At 72.2% G+C, this 13,880-nt stretch carries 16 protein-coding genes; 13 read left to right on the top strand and 3 right to left on the bottom strand.

The window, feature by feature from the left end:
• The first annotated feature begins 29 nt into the window (after positions 1-29).
• Together DQE82_RS06445 and DQE82_RS06440 are read left to right on the top strand one after the other, a co-directional pair.
• Positions 30-1,271, top strand: coding sequence for an MFS transporter (locus DQE82_RS06445; protein ID WP_113972202.1), 1,242 nt, complete (start codon positions 30-32; stop codon positions 1,269-1,271).
• A gap of 134 nt (positions 1,272-1,405) precedes the next feature.
• Positions 1,406-2,257, top strand: coding sequence for a menaquinone biosynthetic enzyme MqnA/MqnD family protein (locus DQE82_RS06440; RefSeq protein ID WP_030500756.1), 852 nt, complete (start codon positions 1,406-1,408; stop codon positions 2,255-2,257).
• A 44-nt stretch (positions 2,258-2,301) separates the two neighbouring features.
• Here DQE82_RS06440 and DQE82_RS06435 read toward each other — a convergent pair whose 3' ends face one another.
• Both DQE82_RS06435 and DQE82_RS06430 read right to left on the bottom strand, forming a co-directional pair.
• Positions 2,302-3,237, bottom strand: coding sequence for a hypothetical protein (locus tag DQE82_RS06435; protein WP_113972201.1), 936 nt, complete (start codon positions 3,235-3,237; stop codon positions 2,302-2,304).
• Positions 3,237-4,217: a hypothetical protein gene (locus tag DQE82_RS06430; RefSeq protein WP_064448424.1), complete on the bottom strand. Its 981-nt coding sequence runs from the start codon at positions 4,215-4,217 to the stop codon at positions 3,237-3,239. The genes DQE82_RS06435 and DQE82_RS06430 overlap by 1 nt, the downstream gene beginning before the upstream one ends.
• Positions 4,218-4,583: 366 nt before the next feature.
• On the opposite strand from DQE82_RS06430, the gene paaA reads away from it, so the two are divergent.
• The 5 genes from paaA to paaE are packed head-to-tail and all read left to right on the top strand — an operon-like array spanning position 4,584 to position 8,293.
• Complete coding sequence (gene paaA, locus DQE82_RS06425) at positions 4,584-5,651, top strand: 1,2-phenylacetyl-CoA epoxidase subunit PaaA (protein ID WP_064448425.1); 1,068 nt, start codon at positions 4,584-4,586, stop codon at positions 5,649-5,651.
• On the top strand, positions 5,648-5,992 hold the full coding sequence (gene paaB / locus DQE82_RS06420; RefSeq protein WP_370446776.1) for a 1,2-phenylacetyl-CoA epoxidase subunit PaaB: 345 nt from the start codon (positions 5,648-5,650) through the stop codon (positions 5,990-5,992). Before paaA ends, paaB begins: the two co-directional genes overlap by 4 nt.
• On the top strand, positions 5,989-6,711 hold the full coding sequence (gene paaC / locus DQE82_RS06415; RefSeq protein WP_043327329.1) for a 1,2-phenylacetyl-CoA epoxidase subunit PaaC: 723 nt from the start codon (positions 5,989-5,991) through the stop codon (positions 6,709-6,711). The genes paaB and paaC overlap by 4 nt, the downstream gene beginning before the upstream one ends.
• Positions 6,708-7,184 (top strand): 1,2-phenylacetyl-CoA epoxidase subunit PaaD, encoded by a 477-nt coding sequence (gene paaD / locus DQE82_RS06410; RefSeq protein WP_113972200.1) that lies wholly within the window; start codon positions 6,708-6,710, stop codon positions 7,182-7,184. Before paaC ends, paaD begins: the two co-directional genes overlap by 4 nt.
• Positions 7,181-8,293 (top strand): 1,2-phenylacetyl-CoA epoxidase subunit PaaE, encoded by a 1,113-nt coding sequence (gene paaE / locus DQE82_RS06405; protein ID WP_113972199.1) that lies wholly within the window; start codon positions 7,181-7,183, stop codon positions 8,291-8,293. The genes paaD and paaE overlap by 4 nt, the downstream gene beginning before the upstream one ends.
• 12 nt (positions 8,294-8,305) lie before the next feature.
• Here paaE and DQE82_RS06400 read toward each other — a convergent pair whose 3' ends face one another.
• The gene (locus DQE82_RS06400) at positions 8,306-8,956 is read right to left on the bottom strand and encodes a hypothetical protein (protein ID WP_233514599.1); all 651 of its coding nucleotides are present in this window, start codon (positions 8,954-8,956) and stop codon (positions 8,306-8,308) included.
• A 104-nt stretch (positions 8,957-9,060) separates the two neighbouring features.
• On the opposite strand from DQE82_RS06400, the gene DQE82_RS06395 reads away from it, so the two are divergent.
• The 6 genes from DQE82_RS06395 to DQE82_RS06370 all read left to right on the top strand — a co-directional run bounded on the left by DQE82_RS06395 (position 9,061) and on the right by DQE82_RS06370 (position 13,804).
• Positions 9,061-9,339 (top strand): type II toxin-antitoxin system Phd/YefM family antitoxin, encoded by a 279-nt coding sequence (locus DQE82_RS06395; protein WP_013283593.1) that lies wholly within the window; start codon positions 9,061-9,063, stop codon positions 9,337-9,339.
• Positions 9,336-9,746, top strand: coding sequence for a type II toxin-antitoxin system VapC family toxin (locus tag DQE82_RS06390; RefSeq protein WP_043327321.1), 411 nt, complete (start codon positions 9,336-9,338; stop codon positions 9,744-9,746). Before DQE82_RS06395 ends, DQE82_RS06390 begins: the two co-directional genes overlap by 4 nt.
• 73 nt (positions 9,747-9,819) lie before the next feature.
• Positions 9,820-11,010 (top strand): cyclic dehypoxanthinyl futalosine synthase, encoded by a 1,191-nt coding sequence (gene mqnC / locus DQE82_RS06385; RefSeq protein ID WP_030500766.1) that lies wholly within the window; start codon positions 9,820-9,822, stop codon positions 11,008-11,010.
• 428 nt (positions 11,011-11,438) lie between these two features.
• Positions 11,439-12,698 (top strand): cell wall anchor protein, encoded by a 1,260-nt coding sequence (locus DQE82_RS06380; RefSeq protein ID WP_113972197.1) that lies wholly within the window; start codon positions 11,439-11,441, stop codon positions 12,696-12,698.
• A gap of 100 nt (positions 12,699-12,798) precedes the next feature.
• Positions 12,799-13,509: a demethylmenaquinone methyltransferase gene (locus DQE82_RS06375; protein ID WP_064448431.1), complete on the top strand. Its 711-nt coding sequence runs from the start codon at positions 12,799-12,801 to the stop codon at positions 13,507-13,509.
• A 76-nt stretch (positions 13,510-13,585) separates the two neighbouring features.
• Complete coding sequence (locus DQE82_RS06370; protein ID WP_030500769.1) at positions 13,586-13,804, top strand: hypothetical protein; 219 nt, start codon at positions 13,586-13,588, stop codon at positions 13,802-13,804.
• Positions 13,805-13,880 lie beyond the last annotated feature (76 nt).

Raw genomic sequence — 13,880 nt, 5'->3', positions numbered from 1 at the left:
CACCAGGTGTGAAGGATTATTTTCGAAGTATGTCCTTCACACCTGGCTCCTCGTGCTGGCCGGACGTCTGGCTCGCGGCCACCGCGCGTGGCATCTCCAGTTGCGGGAACTTCCTGGTCACCAGCGCCCTCACGCTCGCGCTCCAGTCCGCCGGGGCCGGTGGGCTCGCCGTCTCCGGGCTGCTGCTCGCCGCGACGCTGCCGCTGGTCGCGCTCGCGCCGCTGACCGGCCGTCTCGCCGACCGGGTGGACAGCCGGGTGCTGCTGATCGCGACCGGGCTCGGTCAGGGGGCGACCTGCCTGGCGCTCGCCTACGCACCGGGTCCGGCGCTGGTGATCGCGCTGGTGGCACTTCTGGCCACCGGCCTCGCGGTCTCCCAGCCGGTGATCTCCGCGCTGGTGCCGGTGATGGTGCGGCCGGAGGACCTGCCCCGGGCCGGCGCGCTCAACCAGACCGCCGGCACACTCGGCGCGCTCGCCGGACCGGCGCTGGCCGGGCTCCTGGTCGGCCAGTTCGGCACCCGGGTACCGCTGCTCCTCGGCGCGCTCAGCTATCTCTCCCTGGTGGCGGCCGGGCTGCTCGTCCGTACCCGAAGGGGTGGCCGCCGGGTGACCGTCGGCGCCGCCGCGGCGGTCGCGCCCCCGTGGCGGTTCCGGCGCGACCCGTTGCTGACGGTGATGGTCGGCAGCGTGGCCGCGGTGATCGGCGCGGTCGGGGCGGTGAACGTGATCGAGGTCTTCTTCATCCGGGAGACGCTCGGCAGCAGCGCCACCGTGTACGGGCTGGTCACCGGCTCGTGGACGCTCGGCATCGTGCTCGGCGCGTGGCTGTTCGCCCGGGTCGCCCGCCGGCTCGCCGACGACGGCGCGCTGCTCGGCGCCGGGCTGGTGCTGCTCGGCGGATGCTGCCTGGCGGTGCTCGTGTCGGCGGCGGTGCCCTCGGCGTGGCTGCTCGTGCCGATCTGGTTGCTGGGCGGGGTCGGTAACGGCGGCGACAACGTCTTCAACAACCTCCTGCTGGCCCGGCGGGTGCCGGAGGCGGCCCGGGGCCGGGCGTTCGCGGTCTTCGGCGCGGCGGCACAGGGTGCCGCGATGGGCGGCTACCTGGTCGGGGGCCTGCTGCTGGAGGTGGCCGGCCCGCGCACGCTGATCGCCGGCTGCGGCGTGGCCGGCCTGCTGGTGGTGGCGGCGCTGGCCGGGCCGGTCCGCCGGGCGGTACGCGCCGAGCGCGCCGTCGTCCCCGCCGCAGCCGTGGCGGCGGAGGCCGCGTGAGCTGGTGTTAAGAAGGGCCCCTTCCGCTACCGGAGGCGTTAACAAGGGGCCCTTCCTTACCGCCGGGTGCGGGGTTCACCACTCCATCGGATCCCCCGGCGGCGGGGGAGAGGTCGCGGCGATACGGTCGGGTCATGGCCGATCGCATCGCCCGCCCCCGGGTGGGGCACATCCAGTTCCTCAACTGCCTGCCCATCTACTGGGGGCTGATGCGGTCCGGCGCGCTCATCGACGTCGACCTGCACAAGGACTCGCCGGACCGGCTCAGCGCCGACCTGGTCGCCGGTGACCTCGACATCGGCCCGATCACGCTCGTGGAGTTCCTCAAGCACGCCGACGACCTGCTGCTCCTGCCCGACCTGGCGGTCGGCAGCGACGGGCCGGTGCTCTCGGTGAACATGGTGTCCACCCGCCCGCTGGGCGAGCTGGACGGCGCCCGGGTCGCGCTCGGCTCGACGTCGCGTACCGGGGTGCTGCTGGCCCAGCTGCTGCTCGCCGAGCGGCACGGGGTGCGGCCGGAGTACTTCCGCTGCCCGCCGGACCTGACCCAGATGCTGCTGGAGGCCGACGCCGGGGTGCTGATCGGCGACGTGGCGCTGCGCGCGCTGTACGAGGCGCCCGCCAAGGGCCTCGAGGTGACCGACCTGGGTCAGGCGTGGCACGACTGGACCGGGCTGCCGATGGTCTTCGCCGTCTGGGCGGTACGCCGTGACTTCGCCGCCGCCCACCCCGGCCTGGTCAAGGAGGTGCACGAGGCGTTCCTGCGCTCGCGTGACCTGTGCCTGGCCGAGCTGGACCAGGTGGCGGAGGCGGCGGCCCGCTGGGAGACGTTCGACGCGGACACGCTCGCCACGTACTTCCGGGCGCTGGACTTCTCGCTCGGTGAGCGGCAGGTGGCCGGGCTGCGCGAGTTCGCCCGCCGGGCGGCCGCGTACGGGGAGGTGCCGGCGCTGCCGGCCGACGGTCCGGAGTTCTTCCAGGGCTGAGCGTGCGGCCCGGCTGCCGACCCCGCGGTAGGCGGCCGGGCGGGTCAGGTCGCCGGTCGCAGCAGCGCCTTGGTGATCCGTTCGCAGGCGTCCATGCCGTACTCCCAGCCGCCCTCGACACCGAACGGGCTGCGGATCATCACGCCCATCGTCCACGTGTCGCCGATGGCGAGGCAGTTGACGTGGTACTCCTCTTCCTTGTCCCGGTCGATCCACCCGTTCTTGATGGCGATCTTCTTCTGCTGGGCGGCCGGGAACGCCTTGCGGATGCCGAAGTCACCGGGGGCGCGTACCTGGCGCATCTCGTTGAGCAGCCACTTGGTCCACTTCGGCCCCGCCGCGCGGCCGTCGTCGATGCAGAGCCCGAGCCGGGCGGTGTCCCGGGGGGACAGCTCGGTGCGGCTCCAGCCGCCGTCGTCGGCGACCGCGCTGTCGGTGAGCTTGCAGATCGAGATGAGCCGCTCGATCGAGTCGGAACCGCCCACGCTCTCGTAGAACTCCTGGGCGCGGGTGTTGTCGCTGTCGCGAATGATCTTCGTGGCGTCGGCCAGCTTCGCCTCGCTCGGCGTCCTGCCGTCCTCGGCGCGCAGGCGCAGGTAGTCGGCCACCACCCAGGACTTGATCAGCGAAGCGGTCGTGCTGGTCTCGTCCATGTTCGCCGAGCCGATGATCTTCCCGGTGCGCTTGTCCAGCACGGACCAGGCGTACCAGCCCTTGATCTTCAAGCTGTCCAGGTTCTTCTCCTGGAACGGCAGCGGGGTGACCGTCGGTGAGGGGGCGACGCGCGGCGCGTTGCGGTCGACGGTTTGCCGAGCGGACCGCTCGCTCGTCGGCTCGGGATGCGAGTTCGCGGTGGCCTCCAGCGGCGAGCCGGGGATCACCCGCAGGGAGAGGCCGAGCAGTCCGAGGAGAACCACTGCCAGCGCGCTGAACGCCAGCGGGCGGCGATGGCTGCCGGGTCGACGCCGGGCGCCGGCCATCAGAGCTTCCCGGCCGGCTGTTGCGGCACCTTGAGCGCGGCGCCGGGCTGCGGCGTCACGAGCTGGGTGGCGACGCTGGCGCACATCTTCGCGCCGTACGACAGGCCGGCCCTGGCCGGGTAGCGCATCATGACCGAGAGACTCCACTTGTCGGTGAACGCCAAGCAGCTGACGTGCCAGTTGCCGTCGTAGGCGAGCCGCGTCCAGCCGTTCTTCATGTGCACCGGGCCCTGCGCCTTGATCGTCGCGGGCAGGCCGTCGATGATGCCCCACCGGCCGCCGCCGGAGCGCTCCTCCTGCTGCTTGACGCTGCCGGCCACCTTGGTCATCTCGCTGAGCAGCCACTTCGTCCACTTGGGCCCGGCGGCGCGGCCGTCGGCGATGCAGTCGCCGAGGCGAACGGCGTCCCGGGGGGACATCTCGGTGAAGCTCCACCAGCCCTCGTAGTCGGGCACGTCGCCGGGCCTGGTGTCGGTCAGGCCGCAGATCCGGATCGCGCGCGCGATGACCGGGTCCGGCTTGCCGCCCGGCTGCGGCTTGTAGGAGCCGCCGGCCGCCCGGTAGACCCGGTTGGCGCCGTCGTCGTCGCTGTCCCGGATCGCCAGGATCGCCGCCTTCTTCAGGTCGTCGCTCGGCTCCTTCTCGCCGAGCTGGCGCAGGTAGTCCGCGACGATCCAGGCCTTGAGCATCGACTCGGTGGAGCTGGTCTGGTTCATGTTCTTCGCGCCGGTGACGGTGCCCGTCTCGCGGTCCATCAGTGCCCAGGAGAAGAACTCGCCCTCGAACTTCACCGAGACCGGCGCGTCGGCGAGCGTCGGCGGTGCGGGGGCGGTCGGGCTCGGCGCCGGGACCTGTCCACCGCCGCCGATGCCGCCCTCGCCGCTGCCGCCGGCGAACTTGGCGTACGCGGCGGGCACCAGCATGACGCCACCGACGAGGACCGCCACGATGGCGAGCACCATGGTCACGCGAGGTCGCATGAGTGGTGAACTCCAGATGTATGGCCGGGGGGACCGGCGCTTCCGCAGGTTTCGCTCCGGTCGCCACAAGGCCGGGGGACGTTGGCCTGAACGGTGACGATCTTGGAGCCGAACGGCTTGCCGGGGGAAGTCTACTTCCGGACTGTCGATATGCCAGGTCTCGACACCCGCCGACTTGGTGGGAAGGGCGGGTTATTGACGTGCTTTGCCAGCCTTGGGAGGTTTCACCTTCATTGAGTGATCGACATCACAGTCACTCTCCGATTGCTGGCGATGACGGCAGGCGCTTGTCCGGTCGTGGAAGGCGGCTCGCGAATGCTGTTACACCCTCTGGTGTCAATCGTGCCGAGCTGTAACACTAGCTACATGTATGGCAATGACTTCGCTCCGCCGGAGGACGCTCCGGGCGGCGGCCTGCTCGGCGAAGTGGAGGCCGCGGAGGCGGCGCTGCGCGAAGCGGCGGCGCGGGCGCGGCGCGGCGGTCCGGCGCCGGACGAGGACGTCGAGGCGTACTTCGCCGACGTCATCGACGCGGACCAGAAGATCGAACCCCGCGACTGGATGCCCGAGGCGTACCGCAGGACGCTGATCCGGCAGATCGCGCAGCACGCGCACTCCGAGATCATCGGCATGCAGCCGGAGGGCAACTGGATCAGCCGGGCGCCGTCGCTCAAGCGCAAGGCGATCCTGCTGGCGAAGGTGCAGGACGAGGCCGGCCACGGCCTCTACCTCTACGCGGCGGCCGAGACGCTCGGGATCAGCCGCGACGAGCTGGTGGACCTGCTGCTCGACGGGCGGCAGAAGTACAGCTCGATCTTCAACTACCCGACGCTGACCTGGGCCGACGTGGGCGCGATCGGCTGGCTCGTGGACGGCGCGGCGATCGTCAACCAGGTGCCGCTGTGCCGCTGCTCCTACGGCCCGTACGCCCGGGCGATGATCCGGGTCTGCAAGGAGGAGTCGTTCCACCAGCGGCAGGGCTACGAGATCCTGCACACGCTGGCGCACGGCACCGAAGCGCAGAAGGCGATGGCCCAGGACGCGGTGGACCGCTGGTGGTACCCGTCACTTGCCATGTTCGGCCCGCCGGACGGCGACTCGACGCACAGCGCCCAGTCCATGGCCTGGAAGATCAAGCGCTTCTCCAACGACGAGCTGCGCCAGCGTTTCGTCGACATGTGCGTCGGCCAGGCCGAGGTGCTCGGCCTCACCCTGCCCGACCCGGACCTGCGCTGGAACGACGAGCGCCAGGCGTACGACTACACCCAGCCCGACTACGACGAGCTGATGCGGGTGATCAAGGGCAACGGGCCGTGCAACAGGGAGCGCATGGCGCACCGGCGCAAGGCACACGCCGACGGCGCGTGGGTACGGGAGGCCGCCGCGGCGTACGCCGCGAAGCGGTCAGATCGAAAGGAGCCGGTGGCGGCATGAGCGAACGCACCGAGCGCAGCGAGGGCCGTGAGGGCATGCCCAGCGGGCACGGCATGAGCAGCTCGTCCTCTCCCCTCTGGGAGGTCTTCGTGCGGGCCCGCCGTGGCCTGTCGCACACCCACGTCGGCAGCCTGCACGCCCCCGACGCCGAGCTGGCCCTGCGCAACGCCCGGGACCTCTACACCCGCCGCCAGGAGGGCGTATCCATCTGGGTGGTGCCGGCGAGCGCGATCACCGCGTCCAGCCCGGACGAGAAGGACTCGTTCTTCGACCCGGCCGCCGACAAGGTCTACCGGCACCCCACCTTCTACGAGGTCCCCGAAGGGGCTGCGCACCTATGAGCCGGTTCGACTTCACGCTCGCCATCGGCGACGACGCGCTCATCGCGGCGCAGCGCCTCGGCGAGTGGACCTCCCGCGCGCCGGAGATGGAAGAGGACATCGCGCTCGCGAACATCGCCCTCGACCAGCTCGGCGCGGCGCGGCTGCTGCTCACGTACGCGGGCGAGCTGGAGGGCGCCGGCCGCGACGAGGACGACCTGGCCTTCCTGCGCGACGACCGCGAGTTCCGCAACTGCCTGTTGGTCGAGCTGCCCAACGGCGACTTCGGCGTGACCATGGCGAAGCTGTTCTTCCTGGCCGCGTACCAGGTGCCGCTCTACACGGCGCTGGCCGGCTGCGCGGACGAACGGCTCGCGGCGGTCGGCGCGAAGGCGCGCAAGGAGTCGGCGTACCACCTGGACCACGCGGCGCTGTGGGTGAAGCGGCTCGGCGACGGCACGGAGGAGTCGCACCGGCGCATGCAGGACGCGGTCGACGAGGTGTGGCCGTACGTCCACGAGCTGTTCAATCCGGATCCGGCGGCGCCGGTCGACCCGTCCACCCTTCGGGCCGACTTCGACGCCACCGTGTCCGCCGTGCTGGACGAGGCGACGCTCACCCGCCCGGAGACGGGCTGGACGCCCGGTGGTGGCCGGGACGGCCTGCACACCGAGCACCTCTCGTACCTGCTCGCCGAGATGCAGGTGCTGCACCGCGCCCACCCCGGAGCGAGCTGGTGACAAGCGCGAGGAACGCCGCGGCGGCGGTGGTGGACCCGGAGATCCGGGTCATCACCATCGACGAGCTGGGCATCCTGCGCGCCGTCGACGAGGAGCCCGGCACCGGCCGGGTCGTCGTCACCATCACCCCCACCTACACCGGCTGCCCGGCCATGGACGTGATCCGGGCGGACATCCGCCGGGCGCTGGCCGCCGCCGGGCATCCGGACGCCGAGGTCCGCACCGTCTACCACCCGGCGTGGAGCACCGACTGGATCTCCGACACCGGCCGGGCCAAGCTCGCCGCCGCCGGCATCGCCCCGCCCGCGCCGCGCGGCGACGACACGGTGGTGCCGCTGACGCTGGCCGTACGCTGCCCGCGCTGCGGGTCGCCGGAGACCACCCAGATCAGCCGCTTCGGCTCGACCGCGTGCAAGGCGCTGTGGCGCTGCCGCTCCTGTTCCGAACCCTTCGACCACCTGAAGGCGCTGTGACTGTCACCATCACGCGGCCGGTTCGCCGCCGGCCGGTCTTCCACCCGCTGCCCGTGGCCGCCGTGGACCGGCTCACCGACGACTCGGTGTCGATCACGTTCGCGGTGCCGGAGGAGCTGCGCGAGACGTTCGCGTTCTCCGCCGGGCAGCACCTCACGGTCCGCCGCCCGGCCGACGCCGACGGCGGGGAGGTGCGGCGGTCGTACTCGATCTGCTCCACCCCCGACGAGCTGGCCCGGCACGGCCGGTTGCGGGTCGGGGTGCGTGAGGTGCCGGGCGGGGCGTTCTCCGCGTACGCCTGCGGCGCGCTGCGTGGCGGCGACACCGTCGAGGTGCTGCCGCCGCTGGGCCACTTCACCTCCGCGTTCACCCCGGACCGGGCCCGCCGGTACGGCGCGGTGGTCGCCGGTTCCGGCATCACCCCGGTCCTCGGCCTGGCCGCGACCGCGCTGGCGACCGAGCCGCGCAGCACGTTCACACTGGTGTACGGCAACCGCACGGCGAACTCGGTGATGTTCGCCGAGGAGCTGGCGGACCTGAAGGACCGCTATCCGACCCGGCTGCACCTGGTGCACGTGCTGTCCCGGGAGATGGGCGAGTCGGCGCTGCTGTCCGGGCGGATCGACGCCGACCGGCTGACCCGGCTGCTCGACACCGTCGTGCCGGGGGACGAGATCGAGGAGTGGTTCCTCTGCGGCCCGTACGGGATGGTGGTGGACGCCAAGGCGGTGCTGGCCGGTCGCGGCGTGCCGGACGCGGCGGTGCACACCGAGCTGTTCCACGTCGACGCCCCGCCGGAGCCGGTCCGGCGTGAGGTCGAGCGGCCCGGCGCGGGCACCGACGTGACGATCGTGCTGGACGGGCGCTCGTCCAGTTTCACGATGGGCCGGGACGAGCGGGTGCTGGACGCGGCGCTGCGGGTGCGCGGCGAACTGCCGTACGCCTGCAAGGGCGGGGTGTGCTCGACCTGCCGGGCCAAGGTGACGTCCGGCGAGGTGACGATGGCGCGCAACTACGCGCTGGAGCCCGACGAGGTGGCCGCCGGTTACGTACTGACCTGTCAGTCGAGTCCCGTAACCGACGAGCTGACCGTCGACTACGACGCCTAGCGGCGCCGCCGCTCAGATCACCACGGGCGGTGCCGTGGCGGCGCGGCCACGGGCCCGGCTGACGTGGCCGCGCCACCCGCCGACGAGCGCGAACAGGGTCCATCCCGCCGCGCCGAACACGAGCATGCCCCGCTTTCCGTCCGGGTCCACGTCCCGCGCGTCGGTCAGTTCCACCTCACCACGCGGGTCGACGAGCACAGTCAGCCGCTGGCCCACCCGGTAGCCGGGGGAACTGCCCCGGTAGACCAGCGGCTCGTCCAGCCGGCCGGCGTCGCCCTGGAGGGCGAACTCGTGCCGCTTGCCGGCCGTCTGCACGTCGGTGATGGTCACCTGCTGGGCGACGCCGCGCTCCCGGAGCACCGACTCGGGGGCGAGCTGGACGGCGCCCACCAGCACGAACAGGGCCGGCAGCACCGACAGGAGGGTCAGCCACCAGCCCCGGTGCAGCAGGCGCAGGCCGACCGCGAAGGCGAGGCAGCCGACCAGGCCGACGGAGATCGGCACCGCGATCGGGAGTCCCACGGTGAGGTGGCCGACCGCCGCGGTCACGACGATCACGGCGAGGCCGAAGCCGACGAGCACGGCGGTCATCGTGAGGGACCAGAGGGCGGAGCGGGCGCCGGCCACGCGTACGGGGGTGGGCGGGGGCGATACGACTGACACGCCGAGAGCGTAGACGGGCGACGCCAGCGCTCCGCTTCCCGCGGTGGCGCTTCGGGTCGACCACCATCCGTGACGGGTAGAACGTTACGTTCTACACTTGCCTGATGGAGCAGATCGCCGTCCGGGAGCTGAACCAGCACACCAGCCGGGTGCTGGCGCGGGTGCGCGCCGGTGAGACGGTCGAGGTGACCGATCGGGGTGAGCCGATCGCCCGCCTGGTCCCGGTGCTGGCCGGCGACGCGCTTCTCGGCCGGTTGGTGGCCGAGGGCCGGGCCACGGCCCCGACCACGACCGGCCCGGTCCCGATGCCGCCGGTGCTCGGGGATCCCACGGTGGACGCCGCGGCCGCGCTGGTCGAGGCACGCGACGAGGAGCGTTGGTGATCTACCTCGACTCGGCGGCGGTCATCAAGATGCTGCGGCGGGAGGCGGAGACGCCGGATCTGCTCGGCTGGCTGAACGAGCGCGCCGGCACCGCGCTGGTGTCGTCGGCTCTCGTCGAGGTGGAGGTGCCGCGGGCGTTGCGTCGTGCCGCTCCACAGGCGCTGGTGGGTGTCCCCTCGGTGCTGGGACGTCTCTACCGGGTCGAGATCGACGCCACGGTCCGTGCGACGGCGGGCGCGTATCCGGAGCCGATGCTGCGCAGCCTGGACGCCGTCCACCTCGCCACCGCCGAGGTCCTGGCCCGGCAGGCGGCGGCCGAGTTCGTCGCGTTCGTCACGTACGACAAGCGGCTGCTGGAGGCGGCCAGGGCGATCGGGCTGCCGGTGGCCAGTCCGGGGATGCCCTGACCGGGTGGGTCTCTCGTCACCGGGTGAGGAGTGGCGTTTCCCGCCGTCGGGCCCGCGACGTACGCTCGGGAGTGTGACGGCGAACCGGGAGATCGACGACATCCTGCAACGCGGCGCGGACGGCGGGCGCATCACGCCCGAGGAGGCGCTGCTGCTCTACACCGACGCGCCCTTCCACGCGCTGGGCGAGGCGGCCGACGCGGTACGGCGGCGCCGCTACCCGGACAACATCGTCACGTACCTGATCGACCGCAACATCAACTACACGAACGTCTGCGTGACGGCGTGCAAGTTCTGCGCGTTCTACCGGGCCCCCAAGCACAAGGAGGGCTGGACCCACCCGACCGAGGAGATCCTGCGCCGCTGCGGCGAGGCGGTCGAGTTGGGCGCCACCCAGGTCATGCTCCAGGGCGGCCACCACCCGGACTACGGCGTGGAGTACTACGAGGAGCTGTTCTCCTCGGTCAAGAAGGCGTACCCGCAGCTCGCGATCCACTCGATCGGCCCGAGCGAGATCCTGCACATGGCGAAGGTCTCCGGCGTGAGCCTGGACGAGGCCATCGCCCGGATCAAGGCCGCGGGCCTGGACTCGATCGCCGGCGCCGGCGCCGAGATGCTGCCGGACCGGCCGCGCAAGGCGATCGCGCCGCTGAAGGAGTCCGGCGCCCGCTGGCTGGAGGTCATGGAACTGGCCCACCGGCAGGGCCTGGAGTCGACCGCCACCATGATGATGGGCACCGGCGAGACCAACGCCGAGCGCATCGAGCACCTGCGGATGATCCGCGACGTGCAGGACCGCACCGGCGGCTTCCGGGCCTTCATCCCGTGGACGTACCAGCCGGAGAACAACCACCTGAAGGGCCGCACCCAGGCGACCACGCTGGAATACCTGCGGCTGGTCGCGGTGGCCCGGCTGTTCTTCGAGACGGTGCCGCACCTGCAGGCGTCCTGGCTGACCACCGGTAAGGACGTCGGGCAGCTGGCGCTGCACATGGGCGTGGACGACCTCGGCTCGATCATGTTGGAGGAGAACGTCATCTCCTCCGCCGGGGCCCGGCACCGCTCCAACCTGCACGAGCTGATCGGCATGATCCGGTCGGCCGACCGGATCCCCGCCCAGCGGGACACGCTCTACAACCGGCTCGCGGTGCACCACACGCCCGCCGACGACCCGAGCGACGACCGCGTGGTCTCGCACTTCTCGTCGATCGCGCTGCCCGGCGGCGGGGCCGGGAAGTCGCTGCCGCTGGTCGAGGTCAACTGACCTCGTTCCCCCGTTCGGCCGGTCGGCTCCCGTCGTGCGGCCGGAGCTCCGCCCGTTTCCGGTGAAGCTTCCGCCAGGGGTCTTCACCTGCGTGATCACCGGCGGCTAGCCTGCCCGCGCGACACCACCGATCCGGGCCGCGAGCAGGCAGGTAACAGGTCGGCGGCGACCCGGGTGAGCACCGCCCGGCAAGCCGGCGACGCCATTACGCTGGCGGCGTCCGTCGGGGACCGTCGTCCTCCATCGGCCCATGAGGGCCGTTCACATAACGCACCGCGGCAGGGGCGGGATGGGTGACCATCCCGCCCCTGCCGTCTGTCGAATCGATGGGAATTCCCACCGTACGACGCTGGCGCGGCGATGCGTCGCTCCGGTACCGTCCCTTCGTTCCGTGCGTTGATCGGCACGTCCCTACCCCCGGGGGAACCATGACCTTCCGCTACCGGTCCACGCTGGCGCGCGCCGGCGTGGTGGCCCTGCTCTCCACCGCCGGCCTCGGCGCGGTCGCCGGCCCGGCGTACGCCGCCGACAAGGCCGACCTCCAGCTCATCCCGCTCAGCTACCAGCTCGCCAAGGGCGTCACCGAGGCGAAGGCCAAGCCGTTCAAGTTCCAGGTGAACAACGCCGCCGGGACCGTCGACGCGAAGGGCGTCCGGGTCACCGTCGAGACGAGGGACCTCAAGCCCGGCAAGGTCGGCGTGCTGGCGCCGAAGGGCTGCGACATCCGCGGCACCGCCTTCTCCTGCCTGCTGGGCGACGTGCCCGCCGGGACCACCGAGGACTTCGGCATCCCGCTGTTCTCCACCGGCGGCAAGGGCGGGGCGGGCACGCTGACGGTGTCGATCAGCGCGGCCAACGGCGCCGGCGTGCTGGACACGGTCGAGCACGACATCACCGTCACCGACCCCGGCTACGACCTCACCACCTGGGTCCAGGACGTGTACGCCGACGTGGTCGTCGACGGCGACGACGCCGGTGAGGCGAACCTGCGCCCGGTCCGGCCGGGCCAGACCGCGCCGCTGGACTGGGCCGTGTTCAACGACGGAAGCGAGAACGCCACGGGCGTCGCGTACGGCATCACGCTGCCGGCCGGTGTCACCTTCGCCGAGCTGCCCGAGGGCTGCGTCGAGCAGGACCTGGGCGGCTTCGCCAACGCGTACTGCGAGGACCTGGGCGCGGTGCTCAAGCCCGGCCAGTACTACACCGCCGACGTGCGGGTGAAGGTCGGCGCGGACGTGACCGAGAAGCTGCTCCGGCCGGGCTTCGTCTGGGCCGCCGGGCTGGAGGCGGCCTCCGGCACGCCGGAGGAGCAGCCGAAGGCCGCCACCTCGGCGCAGCGTCGCGCGTTCTCCGAGGCCGACGACGGCGACAACACCGCCCAGTTCGACGTCTTCGTCGACCAGAGCCCGCAGTCGACCCCGAGCCCGACGCCGAGCGCTGAGCCGACCTCGACGCCGACCGCCGAGCCGACCCCGACCGGTAGCGTGACGGCGGTGCCGACGCCGACCTCCGGTGGTGGCGCGGGTGGCGGCACCGGCGGCGGTGGCCTGCCGGTGACCGGTATGCAGGTCGGCCTGATCGGCGGGATCGGCGCTGCGGTGGTCGCCGCCGGTGTGGCGCTGATGATGCTGTCCCGGCGCCGCAAGGTGGTGCTCGTCACGCCGGGCGAGGAGCGCACCGAGGACTGACACCGTCACCGTGGACACGGCGAGGGCGGGGTGGGCGACCACCCCGCCCTCTCGCGTACCCGGGGCGGGGCGGAAGGGGCGCGGCTGGCAGAGTGGAGGGGTGAGCCGTACCCCGCAGGGCCAGCGCGCCAGCCTGGACAAGCAGCCGCACGAGGTAGCCGCGATGTTCGACGGTGTCGCGGCCCGCTACGACCTGACGAACACCGTGCTCTCCTTCGGGCAGGACCGGTCCTGGCGGCGGGCCACCCGGGCGGCGCTCGGGTTGGCGCCGGGCGAGCGGGTGCTCGACGTGGGCGCCGGCACCGGTGTCTCGACCGAGGAGCTGGCCCATTCCGGGGCGTACGCGGTCGGCGCCGACCTGTCGCTGGGCATGCTGTACGCGGGCAAGCGCACCCGCCCGTCGGTGCCGCTGCTGGCCGGGGACGCGCTCCGGCTGCCGTTCGCCGACGCCAGCTTCGACGCGGTGACCATCTCCTTCGCGTTGCGCAACGTCAACGACACCGACGCGGCGCTGCGCGAGCTGGCCCGGGTGACCCGGCCGGGCGGGCGGCTGGTGGTCTGCGAGTTCAGCACCCCGGTCAACCCGGCGTTCCGCACCGTCTACCTGTCGTACCTGATGCGGTCGTTGCCGGCCGTGGCGCGTGCGGTGTCCAGCAACCCCGACGCCTACGTCTATCTGGCGGAGTCGATCCGGGCCTGGCCGGACCAGCCGGCGCTGGCCGCGCGGATCGGCGCGGCCGGCTGGGGCCGGGTGGCGTGGCGCAACCTGACCGGGGGCGTGGTGGCCCTGCACCGGGCCGTCCGAAACTGACCGGCCGACCAGGCGTTAGCCGGTCATTTCGTGAATATCCGGTTCTGGTCTACTTTGTCCCCGTAGGCTCGCCTGCATGACGGGACCAGACCAGGCCGCCACCGACGACGACGCCGCCGAGCTGATCGCCCAGCTCCGCGAGTTGGCCGGCGCGGATCCCGCTGATGTCCGGCAGGTCGTCGCCGAGGTGCTGGCGGCGCTCGACCGTGCGGCAGGTGGCGCGTTGCGTGACCACCTGCCCGAGGCGATCCGGCTCGACGCCGGGCTCGGACCGGCCGCGCCGGCTCGCCCCTGACCGGTTTCGGCCCGCCTACCGGCCCGTTTCCGCGAAGTTAGGCCCCCCTCAACGCGTCCTGGTGTAACAGCGGTCA

The sequence above is a fragment of the Micromonospora sp. LHW51205 genome (assembly GCF_003315815.1).
Taxonomy (GTDB): Bacteria; Actinomycetota; Actinomycetes; order Mycobacteriales; family Micromonosporaceae; genus Micromonospora; species Micromonospora chalcea.
This window is presented reverse-complemented; position numbering and strand designations above follow the sequence as displayed.

Coding starts and splice junctions, on each gene's coding strand:
- DQE82_RS06445 (WP_113972202.1), top strand. CDS start 30: ATGTCCTTCACACCTGGCTCCTCGTGCTGGCCGGACGTCTGGCTCGCG.
- DQE82_RS06440 (WP_030500756.1), top strand. CDS start 1,406: ATGGCCGATCGCATCGCCCGCCCCCGGGTGGGGCACATCCAGTTCCTC.
- DQE82_RS06435 (WP_113972201.1), bottom strand. CDS start 3,237: ATGGCCGGCGCCCGGCGTCGACCCGGCAGCCATCGCCGCCCGCTGGCG.
- DQE82_RS06430 (WP_064448424.1), bottom strand. CDS start 4,217: ATGCGACCTCGCGTGACCATGGTGCTCGCCATCGTGGCGGTCCTCGTC.
- paaA (WP_064448425.1), top strand. CDS start 4,584: ATGTATGGCAATGACTTCGCTCCGCCGGAGGACGCTCCGGGCGGCGGC.
- paaB (WP_370446776.1), top strand. CDS start 5,648: ATGAGCGAACGCACCGAGCGCAGCGAGGGCCGTGAGGGCATGCCCAGC.
- paaC (WP_043327329.1), top strand. CDS start 5,989: ATGAGCCGGTTCGACTTCACGCTCGCCATCGGCGACGACGCGCTCATC.
- DQE82_RS06395 (WP_013283593.1), top strand. CDS start 9,061: ATGGAGCAGATCGCCGTCCGGGAGCTGAACCAGCACACCAGCCGGGTG.
- DQE82_RS06380 (WP_113972197.1), top strand. CDS start 11,439: ATGACCTTCCGCTACCGGTCCACGCTGGCGCGCGCCGGCGTGGTGGCC.
- DQE82_RS06370 (WP_030500769.1), top strand. CDS start 13,586: ATGACGGGACCAGACCAGGCCGCCACCGACGACGACGCCGCCGAGCTG.